The organism is Aminobacter sp. LjRoot7 (assembly GCF_964252895.1).
Taxonomy (GTDB): Bacteria; Pseudomonadota; Alphaproteobacteria; order Rhizobiales; family Rhizobiaceae; genus Aminobacter; species Aminobacter aminovorans_B.
Genome location: NZ_CAXUPX020000003.1, coordinates 198624 through 217786, shown reverse-complemented (window position 1 = coordinate 217786; position 19163 = coordinate 198624). Strand labels below are relative to the sequence as shown.

17 protein-coding genes are annotated in these 19163 nt (G+C 64.2%); 7 read left to right on the top strand and 10 right to left on the bottom strand.

The annotated features are described in order from the left end of the window. Nucleotides 1–57 precede the first annotated feature (57 nt). From ACSQ3E_RS10605 to rpmG, 3 genes are all read left to right on the top strand, one after another. The gene (locus ACSQ3E_RS10605; RefSeq protein WP_310318277.1) at nucleotides 58–798 is read left to right on the top strand and encodes an NUDIX hydrolase; all 741 of its coding nucleotides are present in this window, start codon (nucleotides 58–60) and stop codon (nucleotides 796–798) included. 7 nt (nucleotides 799–805) lie between these two features. Continuing rightward, nucleotides 806–1987 (top strand): MFS transporter, encoded by a 1182-nt coding sequence (locus ACSQ3E_RS10600; protein ID WP_436122677.1) that lies wholly within the window; start codon nucleotides 806–808, stop codon nucleotides 1985–1987. 117 nt (nucleotides 1988–2104) lie between these two features. Next, nucleotides 2105–2272, top strand: a complete 168-nt coding sequence (gene rpmG, locus ACSQ3E_RS10595) for a 50S ribosomal protein L33 (RefSeq protein ID WP_019173400.1) — start codon at nucleotides 2105–2107, stop codon at nucleotides 2270–2272. Nucleotides 2273–2722: 450 nt separating this feature from the next. On the opposite strand, the gene ACSQ3E_RS10590 is transcribed toward rpmG, so the two are convergent. Further along, a complete protein-coding gene (locus tag ACSQ3E_RS10590) occupies nucleotides 2723–4096 on the bottom strand; it encodes a PleD family two-component system response regulator (protein WP_310318257.1) in 1374 nt (457 codons plus the stop codon). Nucleotides 4097–4126: 30 nt separating this feature from the next. Continuing rightward, nucleotides 4127–4498 carry a response regulator gene (locus tag ACSQ3E_RS10585; protein ID WP_108607955.1) on the bottom strand — a complete coding sequence of 124 codons (372 nt, stop codon included), beginning with the start codon at nucleotides 4496–4498 and terminating at the stop codon, nucleotides 4127–4129. A 211-nt stretch (nucleotides 4499–4709) separates the two neighbouring features. Between ACSQ3E_RS10585 and ACSQ3E_RS10580 the strand changes: the two genes are divergently transcribed. Both ACSQ3E_RS10580 and ACSQ3E_RS10575 read left to right on the top strand, forming a co-directional pair. Then, on the top strand, nucleotides 4710–5009 hold the full coding sequence (locus ACSQ3E_RS10580; protein WP_310318253.1) for a DUF3572 domain-containing protein: 300 nt from the start codon (nucleotides 4710–4712) through the stop codon (nucleotides 5007–5009). Continuing rightward, nucleotides 5006–5659, top strand: a complete 654-nt coding sequence (locus ACSQ3E_RS10575) for a hypothetical protein (protein ID WP_436122676.1) — start codon at nucleotides 5006–5008, stop codon at nucleotides 5657–5659. The genes ACSQ3E_RS10580 and ACSQ3E_RS10575 overlap by 4 nt, the downstream gene beginning before the upstream one ends. A gap of 9 nt (nucleotides 5660–5668) precedes the next feature. Here ACSQ3E_RS10575 and folK read toward each other — a convergent pair whose 3' ends face one another. Genes folK through folP form a run of 3 tightly spaced genes read right to left on the bottom strand, consistent with a single transcriptional unit; the run spans nucleotide 5669 to nucleotide 7390 of the window. After that, on the bottom strand, nucleotides 5669–6193 hold the full coding sequence (gene folK / locus ACSQ3E_RS10570) for a 2-amino-4-hydroxy-6-hydroxymethyldihydropteridine diphosphokinase (protein WP_436122675.1): 525 nt from the start codon (nucleotides 6191–6193) through the stop codon (nucleotides 5669–5671). Beyond that, nucleotides 6177–6536 (bottom strand): dihydroneopterin aldolase, encoded by a 360-nt coding sequence (gene folB, locus ACSQ3E_RS10565; RefSeq protein WP_184767572.1) that lies wholly within the window; start codon nucleotides 6534–6536, stop codon nucleotides 6177–6179. Before folB ends, folK begins: the two co-directional genes overlap by 17 nt. Nucleotides 6537–6541: 5 nt before the next feature. Beyond that, the gene (gene folP / locus ACSQ3E_RS10560) at nucleotides 6542–7390 is read right to left on the bottom strand and encodes a dihydropteroate synthase (RefSeq protein ID WP_436122674.1); all 849 of its coding nucleotides are present in this window, start codon (nucleotides 7388–7390) and stop codon (nucleotides 6542–6544) included. Between the two features lie 152 nt (nucleotides 7391–7542). On the opposite strand from folP, the gene ACSQ3E_RS10555 reads away from it, so the two are divergent. Then, nucleotides 7543–8157 carry a DUF922 domain-containing Zn-dependent protease gene (locus ACSQ3E_RS10555; protein ID WP_115731819.1) on the top strand — a complete coding sequence of 205 codons (615 nt, stop codon included), beginning with the start codon at nucleotides 7543–7545 and terminating at the stop codon, nucleotides 8155–8157. Nucleotides 8158–8178: 21 nt separating this feature from the next. On the opposite strand, the gene ACSQ3E_RS10550 is transcribed toward ACSQ3E_RS10555, so the two are convergent. The 3 genes from ACSQ3E_RS10550 to ACSQ3E_RS10540 all read right to left on the bottom strand — a co-directional run bounded on the left by ACSQ3E_RS10550 (nucleotide 8179) and on the right by ACSQ3E_RS10540 (nucleotide 10125). Further along, nucleotides 8179–9207 carry an NAD(P)/FAD-dependent oxidoreductase gene (locus ACSQ3E_RS10550; protein ID WP_436122673.1) on the bottom strand — a complete coding sequence of 343 codons (1029 nt, stop codon included), beginning with the start codon at nucleotides 9205–9207 and terminating at the stop codon, nucleotides 8179–8181. An 81-nt stretch (nucleotides 9208–9288) separates the two neighbouring features. Then, nucleotides 9289–9609, bottom strand: a complete 321-nt coding sequence (locus ACSQ3E_RS10545; protein ID WP_067962523.1) for a 2Fe-2S iron-sulfur cluster-binding protein — start codon at nucleotides 9607–9609, stop codon at nucleotides 9289–9291. Between the two features lie 141 nt (nucleotides 9610–9750). Then, on the bottom strand, nucleotides 9751–10125 hold the full coding sequence (locus ACSQ3E_RS10540) for an Hpt domain-containing protein (RefSeq protein ID WP_436122672.1): 375 nt from the start codon (nucleotides 10123–10125) through the stop codon (nucleotides 9751–9753). A 279-nt stretch (nucleotides 10126–10404) separates the two neighbouring features. Here ACSQ3E_RS10540 and ACSQ3E_RS10535 point away from each other — a divergent pair, with 279 nt between their 5' ends. Next, entirely contained in the window at nucleotides 10405–16851 is a 6447-nt protein-coding gene (locus tag ACSQ3E_RS10535; protein ID WP_436122671.1) for a kinesin, read from the top strand. A 252-nt stretch (nucleotides 16852–17103) separates the two neighbouring features. Here ACSQ3E_RS10535 and ACSQ3E_RS10530 read toward each other — a convergent pair whose 3' ends face one another. Beyond that, complete coding sequence (locus ACSQ3E_RS10530) at nucleotides 17104–17703, bottom strand: ABC-type transport auxiliary lipoprotein family protein (RefSeq protein WP_436122670.1); 600 nt, start codon at nucleotides 17701–17703, stop codon at nucleotides 17104–17106. Between the two features lie 80 nt (nucleotides 17704–17783). Continuing rightward, nucleotides 17784–19157 carry an MlaD family protein gene (locus tag ACSQ3E_RS10525; RefSeq protein WP_436122669.1) on the bottom strand — a complete coding sequence of 458 codons (1374 nt, stop codon included), beginning with the start codon at nucleotides 19155–19157 and terminating at the stop codon, nucleotides 17784–17786. Between the last annotated feature and the right edge of the window lie 6 nt (nucleotides 19158–19163).

Sequence of the window (19163 nt, the reverse complement as noted above, 5' to 3'; positions counted from 1 at the left end):
TGCCCAAGGGCAAGCAAGTGCTTCCGTCCACCCCGACATTCCGTTAGGACAGCCGCGATGGATGGCATTAGCAAAGCAGAACTCGACAGGCTCGAAGCCCGGGAAATGGTAAAGAGCGGCGCGCCGTTGCGCCCGCGCGACGCGGCGACGCTGATCCTGCTCGACCGCAAGGGCGACGACGTACTGGTGCTGATGGGCCGGCGCCATATGAAGCACGCCTTCATGCCCGGAAAATTCGTCTTCCCCGGCGGCCGCACCGACCCGGCCGACAGCCGCATCAAGGTGGCGGACGAGCTTCATCCCGACGAGCAAGCGAAGCTGCGCGCCGGCACCGGCCGCGTCAGCATCGCGCGCGCCCGGGCGATCGCGCTTTCGGCGATTCGCGAGACCTACGAGGAAGCCGGCCTGCTGATCGGCCAGCGCGGCCCGTTCTCGACCACCAAGGCCGACTGGAAGGGATTTGCGGAGCATGGTGTGGCGCCTGCCTTGGGCAGCCTGCGCTTCATCGCACGCGCCGTGACTCCTCCCGGTCGCGTCCGCCGCTTCGACACGCGTTTCCTGTCGGCTTGGCGCAGCGACGTCGCCGTCGAATTGCCTGAGGGCGGACCGACAAACGAGCTCGAAGAACTGGTGTGGCTGCCCTTGGCCGACGCCATGCAGGCTGACATCCCCGCCATCACCCAGTCGGTGCTTGGCGACCTCAGACAGCGGCTGGCGACAGACCCCGGGCTTAAGCCGGGTGGCGAGGTGCCATTCTACCGCATGTTCGCCCAACGCTTCCGCCGCGATATCCTGTAGGCACTGCATGACCGACACCCTTCAGGAGGCTGAAAACGTCGAACGGGTGCACTGGCGCTCGATTTCAGCTGCCATCGCCTCGATCAGCGTCGTCGGCATCGCCATTGGCCTCGGCATCCCGCTGCTGAGTGTGATTCTCGAATCGCGCGGTTATTCTTCCTCGATGATCGGCCTCAACACGGCCGTCGCCGGCATTGCCTCGATCGCCGCGGCCCCGCTTGCGACGCCGATCGCCATGCGTTTCGGCGTGGTCTGGACGATGCTGGCGATGATTCTCGCCGGTGCGGTGGCCTTTGTCGGCTTCTATTTTGCCCAGTCCTTCTGGATGTGGTTTCCGTTGCGGGCGGTGCTGCACGTCGCGCTGACCGTGCTGTTCATCCTGTCGGAATTCTGGATCAGCACCTGTGCCCCGCCACATCGGCGTGGTCTGGTGCTCGGCATCTACGCCACCGTGCTGTCGCTCGGTTTCGCCGCGGGCCCGTGGCTGTTTTCGCAGATCGGCAGCAGTGGCTTCCTGCCGTTCGGGCTGACCTTCGCATTCGTCATGATCGCGGCTATTCCGGTGCTGCTGGCGCGCAGCGAAAGCCCCAAGATCGTCTCCGAAGGCGGCAAGGGCGGCTTCTTCCGCTACATCTGGATCGTGCCGACAGCGACAGCCGCGGTGCTGGTGTTCGGCGCTGTCGAAACGGGCGGCTTCGCGCTTTTCCCCATCTATGGCCAGCGCATCGGCTACACCGAGGGCGAGGCAGCACTTCTGCTCACCATGATCGGTCTTGGCAATTTCCTGCTGCAGATTCCCATCGGCATGCTGAGCGACCGCATCGGCGATCGCCGCATCCTGTTGCTCATCTGCGCCCTTGTCGGTCTGGGCGGAACGCTGGCGATGCCGCTCTTGACCGTCAACTGGCACCTGATGGCAGGCATGCTGTTTGTCTGGGGCGGCGTGGTGGCGGCACTCTACACCGTCGGCCTCGCGCATCTCGGCGCACAGCTTTCAGGCCGCGACCTGGCCTCGGCCAACGCCGCCTTCATCTTCTGCTACGGCGTCGGCATGATCCTGGGTCCGCAGGTCATCGGCATCTTCATGGATATCTTCGGCCCCAACGGATTCGGCTGGGCACTGGCCGTGTTCTTCGGCGGCTACATCGCCATCGGACTGGGCCGTATTGCCGCGAAATCGAGCCGATAACGCGCCAAGGCTTGACTTTCCGGGTGCGTTCTTTATGTGTCCCGCAGGTTTTCCGCGTCCGGGTTGTTTTCCCGTCCTGAGGCGGGTGCAACTCCAGACAATTAACGGACGAGAATCATGGCCAAGGCTGCAAACATCAAGATCAAGCTTCTGTCGACCGCCGACACCGGTTTCTTCTACGTGACGAGCAAGAACAGCCGCACGAAGACGGAAAAGCTGTCGTTCCGCAAGTACGACCCGGTTGCGAAGAAGCACGTCGAATTCAAGGAAACCAAGATCAAGTAATCTGGTTGCCTCCAGGAATTCCAAAACGCCGCCCATCGGGCGGCGTTTTTGTTTTCAGGGGATACCGCAGGAGACGCCCAACGTGCCGAAAGGCGTGCGGACGCATCGAAGGACACGGAAAAGCCGCCTGCCCTGTGCTCGGTCGTGATGAGATGATTTCGAGAAAGGGGGCCGGTCGGCGTCTGGCAGCGGTACGAGGAGGCCACTATGTGCCAGTGCCGGCCGGCCGACCCCACGGACCCAGGAGATGCGGCGGACCTGAGCATCATGGGGTATCAAATAGGGCTACCGGCCTGTGCTCCTCGTGCCGACGCCCGTCCTTCTTCTCGATCTCACAGTCGCGCAAGATCGCTTGAAAATCAACACTTTCTTAACCACGGCTCGCGAATCGCTCGGGTTAAGGTAAACGGTTGAGCTTAACGTAGCCGACCATGAAGCCGTTCTGCGGGCTCAGGCCGCCCTTGCGACCACGCGATTACGACCTCGCGTCTTGGCGTCGTAAAGCGCAAGATCCGCCCGCTTCATCAGCCCGGCAACAGTGTCGCCATCCATGACCAGCGCAGACACGCCAACGCTGACCGTCACCGATACGCCCTGCTCCGATCCACCGATCTTGAACGGCGTCCTGGCGATTTCGGAGCGGATACGTTCGGCAACGATCTCAGCCAGCGCACCTTCGGTATCGGGCATCACGATGACGAATTCCTCGCCGCCGAATCGGCAAGCGAGATCAATGCCACGCACGCTCTTCTTCACGCGCCGTGCGAATTCGCGCAGGACCTCGTCGCCACCATCATGGCCGAACGTGTCATTGATGCGCTTGAAGCGGTCGAGGTCAGTGATCATCAGCGACAGCGGCCGGCGGCGGGCGGCCGCGCGCTCGACAAGCCGCGGCAAGTGGCTGTCGAGATAACGGCGGTTGTGCAGGCCGGTCAGCCCGTCCGTCACCGCCATCTCGATGGTCTGGCTGACGCTCTGCCTGAGCTCGTCATTGTAGCGCTTGCGGCGCACCTGGGTGCGCAGGCGCGCGATCAGCTCCTGCCGATCGAGCGGCCGCACCAGATAGTCGTTGATGCCGAGTTCGAGCCCGCGAACGGTAAGGTCGTCTTCTTCCTTATTGACCAGCAGCACGATCGGCAGCGAGCGTGTGCGGTCGAGCGACCTGAGCTGCGAGCACAACCTGAGCGGATCGAACGCCGAAAAGCCCGACGACACGATGATGCACTCATATGCGCCTTCGGCCGCGTTGAAGAGCCCCGACTGCGGATCGGCGGCGATCTGCACGTCGGCAGCACCATCCAGCAGCGCGCAGATATGGGCCGCGGAAGATGTCTGTTCGTCGATGAGCAGGACCTTCGGCAACTCCCCTTGCAGGAGGTCCGACCGGGCAAGCAGCTCGTCCACGCCGATGCTGTGGGTCGTCGAGGCGCGCAGGCGCAGTTCGTCGGTCAGGACCTTGAGACGAACTAGGCTCTTCACGCGGGTGATCAGCTGGAGGTCGTTGACCGGCTTGGTCAGGAAATCGTCGGCGCCGACATCGAGGCCGCGCACGCGATCGGTGACATGGTCGAGCGCCGTAACCATGACGACGGGAATGTGGGCGGTGGCCGGATCGGCCTTCAGACGGCGGCAGACCTCGAAACCGTCCATGCCGGGCATCATCACGTCGAGCAACACGACATCGACCTTGCCGTCTTCGCACGCCGCAATGGCGTCTGGTCCGTTGAAGGCGGTCTGCACCTCGAAATATTCAGCCAGAAGCCTGACTTCGAGCAGCTTCACATTTGCCGGTATGTCGTCAACGACGAGGATGCGCGCGGTCATGCTAGTCCCTCGAGCGAGCCGGCGAGCGCATCAGGCATCGCCCAGATAGGATTTGATCGTCTCGATGAAGCGCGGCACCGAGATCGGCTTGGAGATGTAGGCTTCGCAACCGCCCTGCCTGATCCGCTCCTCGTCGCCTTTCATGGCGAATGCGGTAACGGCAATGACGGGGATGGTGTGGAGGTCGTCATCCTCCTTCAGCCATTTGGTGACTTCGAGGCCTGACACTTCGGGCAGCTGGATGTCCATCAGGATGAGGTCCGGCCGGTGCTTGCGGGCAAGATCGAGCGCTTCGAGCCCGTTGCGCGTACGCACGGTCTCGTAGCCGCTTGCCTCGATGAGGTCGCGAAAGAGCTTCATATTGAGCTCATTGTCCTCGACGATCATCACCTTCTTGGCCATAGAAATTCCGTCCCGATTGCTCGCCACAGGTCCGCGGCAATCCTGTTGCGCGCCGGATGCGCACACCAACCCCGAATCCGACCGTAACTCAAGAACATTACGAAACGTAAAACGCCGAAGCCAAATCACGGATGGTTGCGCAGCCTGATTAGCGGTTGCCCCGACGGCGGCTTGCGGCTACTCCCGACACAGGTCGATCGGGGCAAACCAGATGCAGAAGAACCAGCAATCGCAGGAAAGTGCTGAAGCGCTGGCCGTCCATGCCCTTGGCTTCGTCGCCTCCGACCCGGAACTCCTGCCGCGCTTTCTCGCGATCACAGGCATCGAAGCGCATCAGATCCGCCGTGCCGCACAGGAGCCCGGCTTCCTGGCCGGCGTCTTGAACTTCATCCTCGCCCACGAGCCGACGCTGCTGCGATTCTCGCAGGAAGCAGGCATCGCACCGGGCGAAATAGGCAGCGCCCTGCGCGCCCTGCCCCTGGGCAATGACGATCACGAGCGTTCCGCATGAGCGAAGATCCCGAAACAACACGTCAGATCGCAGAGCTTGCCCGCGACACCAGGCCATTGCTGGTGCTCGACGTTGATGAGGTGCTGCTCGAATTCATGGTGCCGTTCATGCGCTTCCTCGATGCGCAGGGGCTGGCTTTCCTGGCCAAGTCGTTCAAGCTGACCGGCAACATCGTCGACGTGAAGACCCAGGTACCGCTGGAACAGGCAGCTGTTTCGGCACAGCTCGACGGTTTCTTTCATGCGCAGAGCGAATGGCAGACGGCGGCACTTGGCGCGGCCGATGCCGTGGCAGGGCTCGCTGCAGGCGCGGAAGTGGTCCTGCTGACCGCGATGCCGCACCGCCACCGCGACGTCAGGCGGCAGCATCTCGATGCGCTGGGCTTCCCCTATCCGCTGCTCACCACTGAAAGGGCGAAAGGCCCCGCGCTGCGGCTGTTGCGAGGCGAAACCAGCCGTCCGGTCGCTTTCGTCGACGACATCCCGCACAATCTGGTTTCGGTGCGCGACGCTGTTGCCGACGCGCATCTATTCAACCTGATGTCCTATCGCGAGATGCGTCCATTTCTGCCGCCGCTGCCAGACGACATCATCATCGAGGACGATTGGGCCCAAGCCGCGCCGAAGATCGCCACGGCCCTGGGTCTCTAACCTCGCGGACTATTCGCCGAGGTCGCGCCACCAGTTGCGGCCGGTATCGAGCCGTTCGATGCCGGCGCTGTCCAGTTCGGCGGCCCATTCGGCTGCCGACTTGCCTGCCAGCACAAGGTCTGGCGCAATTTCAGCCAGCGGTACCATGACGAACGCCCGGTCAAGCATGCGCGGGTGCGGTATCTCAAGCCCGACGTCGCTGACATTACTGTTGCCCAGCAACAGCACGTCGATGTCGATGAGGCGCGGACCCCAGCGCTCGACGCGCACGCGCTTGAGCCGCCGCTCGAGTTCCAGGCAAAGCTCCAGCAACTCCAACGGCGCAAGCGTGGTGGCGACTTCGGCGGTGACGTTCAGGAAATCAGGCTGATCGACCTTGCCCCAAGGCGGCGTGCGGTGCAGCGACGAAACCTCGACGACGCGGGTGCTGCCGGATGCGTTGAGCATGTGCAATGCCGACGCCATCGACTTCGCCGGGTCGCCCAGATTGCCGCCGAGGCTAAGGAAACCGCGCTCCTCAACCTGGCCAGACAACGGTCACCTCTACGTAATCAAGGACGCCGGGCACCGGCGCATTCGGCTTGCGGACCGTGATTTCGGCGCGCTTGATCTGCGGGAAACGCGCGGCGAGCGCCCGGCCGCATTCCTGCGCCAGCGCTTCGATCAGGAAGCGCCGCTGGCCGGTAATGATCGACTCGATGACCTGGAAGGCAACGCCGTAGTCGACGGTGCTGTCCATCGAATCGTCTTCGAGCGGCAGCGATGGGTCGACCGTCAGTTCGGCATCGACGTAGAAACGCTGGCCCAGCGTCTCTTCTTCGTCGAACAGGCCGTGCCGGGCGAAGAAGGCGCAGTTTTTCATACGGATAAGGTACATCTGGGTCAGCGTCCCGGCAGGTTGGTCTGTCGCGCCAGCATAGCATCTGCGAATGCCAGCGCGTCCACGTTGATTGCGACATCATGGACGCGAAATATATCCGCGCCCTGCAGGCGGAGTATGACGCTCGTCGCCGCCGTCCCCGCATCGCGGTCGGCGGCTTCGCGCCCGGTGACATGGCCGACGAAGCGCTTGCGCGAGGTACCGGCGAGCAGCGGATAGCCGAGCTGCGCCAGCTCCGAAAAGCGCGCCATCAAATCGAGATTTTCGTCGGCGTCCTTGGCGAAGCCGAAGCCCGGGTCGAGCACGATCTGCGCATCCTGCACACCAGCTTCGCGGGCGATCTCCAGCGAGCGGCGCAGGAACAGGAACTGGTCGTCGATGACGTCGGGCAGTTTTTCACGCTCGCGGCCCGTATGCATGAGCACCAGCCCTGCCCCGGTCTCGGCGGCGACCTTGGCGATACCAGGCTCGCGCTGGGCGCCCCAGACATCGTTGACGATGTGCGCGCCGGCGGCAACGGCAAGCCGCGCCGTCTCCTCGCGGTAGGTATCGACGGATATCAATACGTCGCCGGATCGGGCGAGTGCGACGATGATCGGAAGCACGCGGCCCTGCTCTTCGGCCGCCGAAACGGGTGCTGCGCCCGGGCGGGTGGATTCACCGCCGACATCGACGATCGCAGCACCTTCGGCCACCATACGGCGAGCCTGTTCGAGCGCGCGCTCAGGCGCGTCGAACGCGCCGCCGTCAGAAAAACTGTCGGGCGTGACGTTGAGGATACCCATGACCAGGGCCCTGCCGCCGAGGTCGAGATGGCGCCCATGCGCCAATTGCCATCGTTTGCCGGTCATGCCGTCGCCACAAAAGAACTCCAGAGCACAGACCACGTCACGAAATATCAACGCTTGCAGCTTCAACTCGCTGCACGGTCACTTCAGCGGCACGATCCGATTTCCGTTGCGCCGCCAACGCCCCTAACGCAAGGTAGGCCAAGAGGCAACTAATGAAGCAACTCTTCCTGGCCGCCCTACTCGCTGGAGGCATTTGCCTACCCGTTCAGGCGGCAACCGTGTCCAAATCCTACAGCTATTTCACCATCACCGGCAAAACCCTCGACGAAATCGAGCAGCAGTTGATGACGCGCGGCCCCGAGGTCAAGAGCACCGGCGGCAGGCACCCGGGTGCCACGCAGATGGAGTTTACCAGCCGCATCGGCTACGCCGAGGTCAAAGGCGGCTGCGCCATCGTCTCGGCCCAGGTGACCGTCAAGGCCAAAGTGATCCTGCCGCGCTGGCGCCAGAACGGCAAGGCGGCCCAGGACGTCAAGCTGATCTGGAACACGCTGTCCTCCGACATCAAACGCCATGAGGAAAGCCATGTGGTCATCGCCAAGAACCACGCCCGCGAGCTCGAACAGGCGCTGAAGGCGATCGGCAAGCAGAAGAGCTGCGACATCGCCGCCACCAAGGCCAAGGCGACGAGCAACCGCATCCTCAATGCCCATGATCGGGCACAGGAGGAATTCGACCGTATCGAAGGCATCAACTTCGAAAGCCGCATCGTCAGGCTCCTACGCTACAGGCTGGAGCGCATCGACGCCGGCAAGCTCAAGAACTGAGCGCCTGTTTGTACTAAAAGGTCAGTCAGGAACGCCGAGCTTCTTATGCAGGCTCGTCGACGACGTCGTGTATTGAAACACGATGCGTTCGGTGGGGCTGATGATGTGCTTGGCGGCCTGCGTCATCAGCGCGGCTTCATGAAAGCCCGACAGGATCAGCTTGAGCTTGCCGGGGTACCAGTTGATGTCGCCGATGGCGAAGATTCCCGGCTCCGACGTCTCGAATTTTTCGGTATCGACCGGGATCTGGTTCTCGTGAAGATGGAGGCCCCATTCTGCCACCGGCCCGAGCTTCGTGGTCAGGCCAAAGAACGGCAGCAGCCGCGTGCAGGCAACCTCGGTATCGGCGTCAGCCCCTTTGACGGTGATGGAGCGCAACGTGCCGTCCTCGCCGGACAGGCCTGAAACCTGGCCGATCACAAGATCGATGGCACCCGCATCGCGCAGCGCGTGCATTTTGCCGACATTGTCGGGCGCAGCGCGGAATTCCGGCCGGCGATGGACCAGCGTGACGCGCCTGGCCACCGGCTGCAGGTTGAGCGTCCAGTCGAGCGCGGAATCCCCGCCGCCGACGATGACCACATCCTGGCCGCGGAAATCCTCGATGCGCCGAACGGCATAGCGGACGCTGGCCAGCTCGTATGCCTCGATGCCAGGGATTGGCGGGCGCTTGGGCTGGAACGAACCGCCGCCCGCCGCAATCACCACGACTTTCGCTTCGAAAACCTCGTTCTCGTCGGTCGTGACGCGGAAGCCGCCGCCCTCAAGCCGTTCCAGGCCTGTGACCATCCGGTTGAAGGTAAAGCCTGGCTTGAACGGCGCAATCTGCTCCAGAAGCTTATCGACAAGCTCCTGCGCGCCGATCATCGGGTAGCCGGGAATGTCGTAGATCGGCTTTTCCGGATAGAGCTCGGCGCATTGCCCGCCGGGGCGGTCGAGAATGTCGATCAGGTGGCAGCGCATATCAAACAGGCCGAGCTCGAACACCGCAAACAGGCCAATTGGCCCGGCTCCGATAATCAGAACGTCGGTTGTGGTGATGTCGCTCAAGGCCACCTCGCCGCTGACGCACGCATTTAGGGAATGTGCATGACAACAGCTGTCATGCCAAGCAAGGCCAGGTTCGGAACGTCAGCCCTGGCGCTCGGGAATGGAGACGACCAGGCCGTCGAGTTCGTCGCGAACCTTGATCTGGCAGGACAGGCGCGACGACGGCCGGACCTCGTAGGCAAAGTCGAGCATGTCTTCTTCCATTGCCTCGGGCTCGCCAACGATCGCCGTCCATGCGTCGTCGACATAGACATGGCAGGTCGCGCAGGCGCAGGCGCCACCACATTCCGCCTCGATGCCTGGAACGGCGTTGCGGATCGCATTTTCCATCACGGTCGAGCCGTTTTCGGCCTCGACTTCGAAACGCGTGCCATCATGGGCGATGTAGGTCAGCTTGGTCATGCTCGTTCCCGAAATAGGTCACCCGGCAGATAATCACTCCACCGTGTGAGTCAACTGCCGTGCGATAGCGCCGCCGGCTGTCGGATTTACAATGACCAGCTCATAAATGTTACTGCGGCGATTGCACGCCCCCAAATGGGATCAGCGGCTGAACGAGGCGATGAAGTCGCGTGCCTCGTCGATCAGGCGGGTAAGCCGCGTGATCAGAGTTGCATTGTTCGGATCCGTTTCGATCGCCGCAACGCAATCGGCAATGGGAAATGCACCGACACCGCGCGCCGAACCCTTGAGGGCATGGCACAACATCAGCCGCTCGGCGAGATCGGCCTTGACGATCGCATCGCGAACCGAAAGCGCCTGGTGAACGAACATGTCGAGCACCTCGCGCTCGACATCGCGGTCGCCGATCGTCTGTCGGGAAAGGTGTTCAAGGTCAATGGGACGGCCGTGGACCGATGCCGAGGATTCGCCTCCCGGCATGCCGAAAGCCATCGAAGCCGTCTCGCGCGTTACCATTCAACCCGTGCCCCGCCACTCGCCTTTGGGTTGGTAAACTAGGGTGTCCGTGTGGATAACCCGTTAACCTGACAAAGCCCGGAACCCTGCGGGGTTGGGGCCAATAATCACTGCAGTGTTAACCTTATATTTAAACTTTTACGTATCGGGGCGAATGCATGTTTTCTTTACCCGATTGTGTCACTACGATACGGGCGGTCCATATTGAGCCTCGGCCGCGGACAAAAATAGGACAAAAAGTCCAGCAAATCCGCGTCTTTAGTACAGGGTAGCGAAGGCATGGCGAAGAAATCCACTCCGACAAAAAACCTCGATCTCGACGTAGCCAAGGAGCTTGAGCAGGCGCTCGACCTCGACTTGAGCGGCGACGAAGGCGGCCTCGACATGGCCGCATCGATGGACGATCTCGAAGCACAGATTTCGCAGGCAGCTGAAGAATTGGCGCGCGAAGGCCGCAAGCAGAAGGCTGCTGCGCCGAAGGCCGAGCCAGCTCCCGTGGCACGCGCGGCCGAGCCGCCGACCCAGTTGCGCCCTGTCGAGACGCGCCCGCTGCAGCCGGAAGGCTTCAAGCCCGCGAACGACGATCGCGCCAAGGACTACAAGTCGCTGCTGCACAGCCTCAACCGCCGCGCGTCCAGCACCATCTACTGGATGGTCGGCCTGGTTTCGGTCGCCTGGGTTGCCGGCGCCGTGGCGCTGGCCGACCGTATCGTCACCCCCAGCATCTGGACCATCCGCTCGTTCGACGACGCTTTGGCGCGTCCGGGCCTGCTGATGCTGCTCGTCGCAACCATCGTTCCGATCGCGCTGTTCTGGGCTTTTGCCGCGATGATCCGCCGCGCCCAGGAAATGCGCATTGCCGCTCAGTCGATGACCGAAGTCGCCTTCCGCCTCGCCGAGCCCGAAAACATGGCGCAGGACCGCGTCATGATGGTCGGCCAGGCGGTGCGCCGCGAAGTTGCCGCCATGGGCGAAGGCATCGAGCGCACGCTGGCGCGCGCCGTCGAGCTCGAAACCCTCGTCCACACCGAAGTCAACCAAATCGAGCGCTCCTATTCCGAGAATGCCGCCCGCATCCGTTCGCTCGTCGACGGTCTCGGCAGCGAGCGCGAAGCCGTTGTCTCCCACGCAGAGCGCGTCCGCGCCTCGATCTCGGGCGCCCATGAGACGCTGCGCGACGAGCTCGGCTCGGCCAGCGACATCATCCGCGACAGCATCCTGAACGCCTCGACCAAGCTGTCGATGACGATCACCAATTCCGGCGACACGCTCATCGACCGCATCAACGAAGGCGGCATGGGCCTGTTCGAGGCGATCGACAACCGCATGGATTCGCTCAGCGACCGCCTGTCGACGTCAGGCGAAGCCTTCGCCAGCCTGCTCGACACCCGCATCGCCAAGCTGACGCAGAGCACCGACGAGGTGACCCGCTCACTGACCGACCTGCTCGACAACCGCACCTCGGGCATGGTTTCGCTGCTCGGCGGCGCTGCCAAGACGATCAACTCCGAGTTCGAGGCGAGCCTGCACGGCATCGAGCGCACGCTGGCCGAACGCGGCCAGGCGCTGATCGGCGAATTCCAGACCCGCGCCGAAGCCCTCGACACCGGCACCGCCAAGCTCAACGCCGCTCTCGAAGCCCGCGCCCGCCAGATCAACGAGACGCTGGTCGAACGTGCGCGCGAAATCGCCACCACCTTCGTCCAGGGCCGTGACTCGCTGTCGGCGATGATCGACCAGGGCAAGACCCAGATCGGCACCGACCTCGCCGACATCATCACCTCGACCTCAACCATGCTCGAAGCCCGTGCCAGCGATTTCGCCGGCCGCATGGAGGCCGCCCGCCATCAGGTGTCGCGCGCATTCGACGGCGACATCCAGCGCCTCTCCGAAGCCCGCGTCGGCATCGAGCAGGCCGTGGAAGACCACACCACCAAGCTGTCCGAAGCACGCGACCGCATGGCCGCTGCGCTTCGCGACGACCTCAGCAAGTTCGCCGAGGGCCGCGCCAGCATCGAGGCCGCCGTCGGCTTCCAAGTGCAGAAGCTCGCCGAAGGCCGCAGCCTGATCACGCGCGCCCTCGACGACGACATGCGCAAGCTGGAGCAGTCGCGCCAGGCCATCGACGACACGCTGAGCGGTCAGTTCCGCCAGCTCGCACAGGGCCGCGAACAGCTTGCCCAGGCACTCGTCGAAGACTCCGAGAAACTCGTCCAAGCCCGCACGAACATTGATGAAATGGTCGCCGGCCATGTCGGCAAGCTGGCCGAAGGCCGCAATATCCTGTCGCGTGCGCTCGAAGCCGATCTCGGCAAACTTGCCGATAGCCGCAGCAGCATCGATGGCCTCGTCGCCGGTCAGGTCGAGAAGATCGCCGAAGGCCGCGCCATCCTTGCCAACGCGCTCGAAACCGACCTTGCCGGCATCAAGGCGCTTGTCGACGGCCATTCGTCCAAGATCGCATCCGACCGCGCCGAGCTGTCGCGCAGCCTGGAAACCGATATTGCCAACGTCCACGGCCTGATCGACGGCCATGCTGAGAAGCTTGCTGGCGAGCGCACCCTGCTCTCCCAGACGCTGGAAGCCGATCTCGCCAAGCTGGCCGACAGCCGCGCGAGCATCGACGGCCTCGTCGCCGGCCAGGTCGAGAAGCTGGCCGAAGGCCGCGACATCCTCAAGCGCGCGCTCGAAACCGACCTGAACGCGATCCACAACACGATCTCGTCGCAGTCGGAAAAGCTCGCCGAGGACCGCGCCATGCTGGCCCGGTCGCTCGAAACCGACCTTAACGCGATCCAGAGCACGATCGCGTCGCAATCGGAAAAGCTTGCCGAAGACCGCGCATTGCTGGCCCGGTCGCTCGAAGCCGACCTCGACAGCGTCAAGGGCCTCGTATCGAGCCACGCCGAGCGCCTGGTCGCCGAGCGCGGCACGCTGTCCAAGGCGCTGGAGGACGATCTCGCCAAGCTGGCCGAAAGCCGCTCGGGCATCGACGGCCTCGTGGCCGGCCAAGTCGAGAAGCTGGCCGAAGGCCGCGACATCCTCAAGCGCGCCCTCGAAGCCGACCTCAACGCTATCCGCAACACTGTTGCGTCTCAGTCGGAAAAGCTCGCCGAAGACCGCGCCATGCTGGCCCGGTCGCTCGAAGCAGACCTCGACAGCGTCAAGGGCCTGGTGTCGAGCCACGCCGAACGCCTGGTCGCCGAACGCAGCACCTTGTCCATGGCGCTCGAAGACGACCTCGCCAAGCTGGCCGAAAGCCGCTCGGGCATCGACGGCCTCGTGGCCGGCCAGGTCGAGAAGCTGGCCGAAGGCCGCGACATCCTGCGCCGCGCGCTGGAAGCCGACCTCGCCAAGATCGACGGCATGATGCTCGGCCAGGTCGACAAGCTGGCCGCCGGCCGCGACACGCTGACCAAGGCACTCGAAGCCGACCTCGCCATGCTGAACGACAGCCGCGCCAGCATCGACAACATCGTCGCCGGCCATGTCGGCAAGCTGGCCGAAGGCCGCGACACGATGGCCCGTGCGCTTGATGAGGATCTCGGCAAGCTCGGCGAAGCCCGCCGCGACATCGACCTCGCCATCGCAGGCCACATCGACCAGATTGCCGCGCGCCGTGTCGACATCTCCGACGCGATTGCCGGTGACATCGACAAGATCGAGGAAACCTTCCGTCGCCAGACCGGCGTCATCGAAGAGCGCACCTCCACCATGGAACGCGCCCTGTCGCTCGGTGTCGACAATGTCCGCGGCGTGCTTGAGAAGAGCGCCGTCTTCGTTGCCGGCGCCCTGCGCGAAAAGGTCATGGAAGTGACCGCCGCCCTCAACGAAGAGGCAGGCAAGGCCTTCAGCGACGCCGACCGCGTTATCGCAGAGCGTGCCGAGCAGACGTCGAGCGCCCTGCTCGCCCGTGCCGAAGACATCTCGCGTGCCTTCGAGGAAGCCGACCGTCGCCTCGCCGCCCGTGCCGACGAAACGTCGAACGCGCTGCTCGCACGTGCCGAAGAGACCGCCGACACGCTGTCGGCCAAGGCCGGCGAGATCGCCAACACCTTTGACGCTGCCGACCGCTCGCTCATCGCCCGTGCCATCGAAACCGCGGATGCACTGTCGGCTCGCGCCGGCGACATCCTGCGCAACTTCGACACGGCGGATGAACGCCTGGGTATGCGCATCGGCGAATCCGCCGACGCACTCGCCGCCCGCGCCTCGGAACTCGGCCGCATCTTCGACACCGCCGACGAAAAGCTCGCCGCCCGCATCGCGGAAGGCGCCGATTCGCTCGGCAGCCGTGCCGGGGAGCTCAGCCGCATCTTTGATGCAGCCGACGAGCGCATCGCTGCCCGCGTCGCCGACAGCTCGGCAACGCTCGGCAGCCGCGCCGGCGAAATCGTCCGCAACTTCGAGGAAGCCGACGAAAGGCTCGCCGCACGTGCGGCCCAGACCGCCGACACGCTCGCCGGCCGCGCCGCAGAAATCGGCCGGACCTTCGAGGAAGCCGACGGTCGCATCGCTGCCCGCGTTGGCCAGACGGCGGAAACGCTGATTGGCCGCGCTGCAGAGATCAGCCGTGCCTTCGACGAAGCCGATGGCCGCATCGCAGCACGGGTCGACCAGACGTCCGAGGCCCTGCTCGGCCGCGCGTCGGAAATCGGCCAGGCCTTCGACGAGGCAGGCCGCCAGCTTGCCGCTCGCGTCACCGAGAGCACCTCGGGCATCGGCGAGCATGCGGCACTGATCGCCAGCGCCTTCAACGAGACCGAACAGCGTGTCGTTGCCCGCGCCCATCGCACCTCGGCCGATCTCGACGCTCGCGCCAAGGCGATCGAAGAGACGCTCGCCAATGTCGATGAGCGCCTGGCCGCAGGCGCTGAAAGCGTTGCAGCCCGTATCGGCGAACACCTGTCGAGCGCCGAGAACCGCCTCGCCTACGGTGCGGAATCGATGGGCCAGAAGCTCAACGAGCAGGTCACCCAGGCCGAGGCACAGCTTGTCGCCCGCGCCAACGTCATCGCGGAGACCTTCACCGCGGTTGGCCAGCATATCGGCCAGAGCACCAACGAAGCCGCCCGCACCATCGGCACCAACACGCGTGAACTCAACGCGATGCTGACCGAACGCTCGAACGAGATCGCCAAGATTCTCGACGAGACGGCGCGTCCGCTGGTCGATCGTTTCGCGGAGAGCGGCACCGAACTGCACCGCTCGATGGAAGAGGCCACCGCGCGCGCCACCGAAAAGCTGCGCTCGGAAAACGCAGCCCTCGTCGACGCGCTCGCCAACCGCACGGCGGAGACGCTGTCGGCTGTCGAGGGCGCACGTTCGACACTCGCCGAAAGTGTTGCCGATCTCATCGGCCGCATGACGACGTCGAGTGCGCAGCTGGGCAACCTCATCGACCAGGCGACCGCAAATCTCGCCAATGTCGACGAGCGCCTGACCAGCAGCACGTCCAACTTCGCCAACACCACCGAGAAGGCGGCCCAGACCTTCTCGAGCGCCGCGCGACTGGTCGACTCGAACACCAACCGCCTGACCGACCTGTCGTCCAGCACGCTGCGCGAGGTGGCTTCCATCGCCACCAAGTTCGACGAGCACAGCCGCCTGCTGTCGAGCGCTTCCAACCTCTTGTCCTCGGCGCAGAGCAACCTCGAGCACACGCTCGAGCGCCAGTCGTCGCTGGAAGACCTGGCCGTCGGCCTGGTCAAGAAGTCGGAAGACCTCGAGCGCGTCATGCAGTCGTTCGAGCGCCTCGTTGGCCAGACGCTGGAGAACGCCGAAGGCAGGACGATGGAATCGGCCGACAAGATCCGTGCTGCGATCTCCGACGTCGTCGAGACGGCAACCAAGCGTTTCGCCGACGCCACCGAGGACATGCGCCGCACCGCAGGCTCGATCAAGACCGAGCTCGAAAGCACCCGCGCCGAGCTGAAGAAGGGCGTGCTCGACATGCCTGAGGAAGCAAAGGAATCGACGACGGCCATCCGCCGCGCGGTTTCGGAACAGATCAATGCGCTCAAGGAGCTGTCGGCGATCGTCGCCAAGTCGGGCCGCAGCGTCGATGTCTCCGACGCCTCGCTGCGCCCGGCGCAGCAGCCGGCACCGCGTAAGCCTGCCCCGCAGCCCGAGCAGCGTCGCGAACCGCCGGCACCCCAGGTGCCGCTCGGTGGCGCTGGCCTGCGTGGCACGCTTGACATCGAGCGCCCGGCAGCTCCTGCCCCGCAGCAGCAGCCGGCACGTGAACCGGCCGCCAGCCGTGGTGGCCAGCAGCAAGGCGGTTGGGTCCGCGACCTGCTGACCGGCGCCTCGCGCGAGGAGCAGCCGGCCCGCGCCGGCCAGGCCGAACCGCGGGCCGTGCCGGCCCAGCGTTCGCCGCTGCACGTTGTCGAGTCGCTCAACTCGCTGTCGGTCGACATCGCGCGCGCCATCGACCATGACGCCTCGATCGAGCTCTGGGATCGCTATCGCCGCGGCGAGCGCGACGTCTTCACCCGCCGGCTCTACACGCTGAAGGGTCAGCAGACCTTCGACGAGATCCGCCGCAAGTATCAGTCGGATGGCGAGTTCCGCTCGGCCGTCGACCGCTATTGCGACGATTTCGAGAAGCTGCTGAAGGACGTCTCACGCAACGACCGCGACAGCATCATGACCAAGACCTACCTGACCTCGGATACCGGCAAGGTCTACACCATGCTCGCGCATGCGGCCGGCCGCCTGAAGTAAGGCGGCCCATAAGGGCAGTATGGCAATAAGGAAATAGGGCAGTAGGTATCCACCTGCTGCCCTTTTTTGCTGCCTGCGTTCACCGCTTGCGATGCCGGTCTTGAGCCGCGCGGCTTGCGCCGGGACCTCCGCCGATAGACAGCCGAATATTGCAAAGAGAAAGCCGCGCCACGTAGCGGCAAAGACGCAGGCGACCGGAATAGAAGAGTTGGGCACCTACTGCCCTACTGCCTCAGTCCCCTACTGACCTATTCAGATCAGCGTCTCGGTCCATTTGACGATTTCAGTCGCTGCCTGGCCGAAAGCGCTGTCAAGCGCCGCCGCATAGGCATCGTTGCCGCTGCCGGCAACGGGTGCGCTTGAAGTGAAGACGCGCGAGGCGCGTACCTGGCCGTTGCGGTCGTTGAGGATCCTGACGAACAGCTCGACCTCGGCGCGCTCACCGCCGCCGACCTTGATCTCGAAGCTGCGCAACTCGACGATCACCTGGTAGTCGATGGCGAGACCCTCGCCCGGCTTGCCGACGCCGATGTAACCGCCGGCGCGCTGGAAGGTCTCGGCAAGCCGTGCCTGGACGATGCGCGGCAGCCTGTCCGACCACTGCGCGCCCTTGAGGAACTGGATCGAACCGGGCGATGGCTTGATGACGATGCTCTGGCCGTCGAGCGACTTGAGCGCCGACGGTTCGGCAATCAGGATCTGGCGGCGGCTCGGACCGTTGCGGCCGTCGACAGCAGGCGCGGTCAGCTCGTAGGTGTCGAGCGGCGGCGGTGTGCTGACGAACAGCGAGGTGCAGCCGGACAGCGCAAGCGCCACTGCGGTCAGCAGCAAAGTAGATCTAGCAGCCTTCACGTGCTGTCCCCGAACCAGACTCACCCGCGCCGCGCGCGAACACCCCTCACCTGCCTTCATGCGGTTGCATGCCGGCGATGTCAACGACGCACCCGGCCGTCGAACTCGCGTACGCTGCCCTCACCGCCGGTGATGATGCGTTGCGGATTGCGCTCCAGGTCGGAGATCGCCTGCTCAATTCGGCTGATCGAGCGCCTGGAGTCCTGCACCAATGCGTCGACGTCGCGCAGCCCCTGTCCGGAAAAGCGCGACAGCCCGTCCATGATCGTCGCGAGCCGCGAGTTCAGCGTGTCGGCCACCTGCTTGAACGACTTCAGCGTAGCACTGGCATCGGACATGACGCCCTCCGCCTCGCCCGAGCCAAGCAGCTTGTCGACCTTGGCCATGACGCCGTCAACACGCACCGACGCCGCGTTGAGGCGCGACGCCAGTTGCTTGGCATCGGTGATGATCTGGTCGATGTCATCGGCGCGGTCGCCGAACTTTTCGGTGACCTTGGCGACGTCGGCTGCCGCCTTGTTGGCGCTTTCGCTGGCCTTGCGGATGTTGTCGAGCGATTCGCGCACGCTGGCCGCGTCGACGCCTTCCAGCACGCCGTCGACCTTGGTCAGTGTCTGCTGGGTCTTCTGGGCGAAGTCGTTGATCGAAGCGACCGCGGTGTTGACTCCCTTGACGATGCCGTCGAGCTGGTCGCTCTGCGCGCTTAGGTTCTTGGTGAAGGTATCGACGCTGGCAACGATGTTTTTGACCTTGTCGCGATCGACCGACTTGAGCAGCCCTTCCGCTGCCTCGATCGTGCCGTCGAGCTTGGCCGAGACAGCCGACAGTTGCTCCGACAGCGCACTGACACTCGCCAGGAACTTGTCGACGCCATCGGCATTGCGCGCCAGCGATTCGGAGAATTTCTGGGCGTTGCTGACAGTCTCGGTCAGCGGTCCGCGAACGTCGTTGGTGAAGCCTTCGAGGTTAGTGAGCACCGTGTCGGCGCGCTTGAAGATGTCCTGTGCCGTCTGCAGCAGGTTGGTCACCGCGGACGGATTGGCGACGATCTCGGCGATCTTGCCCTCGGCCTCGGCCTGGTCGAGCAGGTTGGGTTCCTTGATGTTGGCGCCCTTGAGCTCGATGTTGGCTTGGCCTGTCAGGCCGGCAAGGCCGATGTCCGCCTGTGTTGACTGCGTGATCGGCGTCAGCTTGTCGATTTCGGCATCGGCGATCGCCACCTGGGGATTGGAAATGTCGAGATAGACGCGCCTGACGTCGCCGACCTTGACGCCGTTGAACAGCACGAAGCTGCCCCTGGCCAGGCCGGATGCGGAACCGGGAATACGAACACGCAACGTTGCTGTCTCGCCGCGTTCACCGATTGCCGCCGTCCAGTAGACGAACGCAAAGGCGGCCAGAACGGCAAACAGCGTGAAGATGCCGACAATGACGTAGTTTGCCCTGGTCTCCATCACATC

Bases quoted from the DNA above. Each gene is read 5' to 3' on its own strand.
- ACSQ3E_RS10605 (WP_310318277.1), top strand. From the start codon at position 58: ATGGATGGCATTAGCAAAGCAGAACTCGACAGGCTCGAAGCCCGGGAA.
- ACSQ3E_RS10600 (WP_436122677.1), top strand. From the start codon at position 806: ATGACCGACACCCTTCAGGAGGCTGAAAACGTCGAACGGGTGCACTGG.
- rpmG (WP_019173400.1), top strand. From the start codon at position 2,105: ATGGCCAAGGCTGCAAACATCAAGATCAAGCTTCTGTCGACCGCCGAC.
- ACSQ3E_RS10590 (WP_310318257.1), bottom strand. From the start codon at position 4,096: ATGACCGCGCGCATCCTCGTCGTTGACGACATACCGGCAAATGTGAAG.
- ACSQ3E_RS10585 (WP_108607955.1), bottom strand. From the start codon at position 4,498: ATGGCCAAGAAGGTGATGATCGTCGAGGACAATGAGCTCAATATGAAG.
- ACSQ3E_RS10580 (WP_310318253.1), top strand. From the start codon at position 4,710: ATGCAGAAGAACCAGCAATCGCAGGAAAGTGCTGAAGCGCTGGCCGTC.
- ACSQ3E_RS10575 (WP_436122676.1), top strand. From the start codon at position 5,006: ATGAGCGAAGATCCCGAAACAACACGTCAGATCGCAGAGCTTGCCCGC.
- folB (WP_184767572.1), bottom strand. From the start codon at position 6,536: ATGTACCTTATCCGTATGAAAAACTGCGCCTTCTTCGCCCGGCACGGC.
- folP (WP_436122674.1), bottom strand. From the start codon at position 7,390: ATGACCGGCAAACGATGGCAATTGGCGCATGGGCGCCATCTCGACCTC.
- ACSQ3E_RS10555 (WP_115731819.1), top strand. From the start codon at position 7,543: ATGAAGCAACTCTTCCTGGCCGCCCTACTCGCTGGAGGCATTTGCCTA.
- ACSQ3E_RS10545 (WP_067962523.1), bottom strand. From the start codon at position 9,609: ATGACCAAGCTGACCTACATCGCCCATGATGGCACGCGTTTCGAAGTC.
- ACSQ3E_RS10540 (WP_436122672.1), bottom strand. From the start codon at position 10,125: ATGGTAACGCGCGAGACGGCTTCGATGGCTTTCGGCATGCCGGGAGGC.
- ACSQ3E_RS10535 (WP_436122671.1), top strand. From the start codon at position 10,405: ATGGCGAAGAAATCCACTCCGACAAAAAACCTCGATCTCGACGTAGCC.
- ACSQ3E_RS10525 (WP_436122669.1), bottom strand. From the start codon at position 19,157: ATGGAGACCAGGGCAAACTACGTCATTGTCGGCATCTTCACGCTGTTT.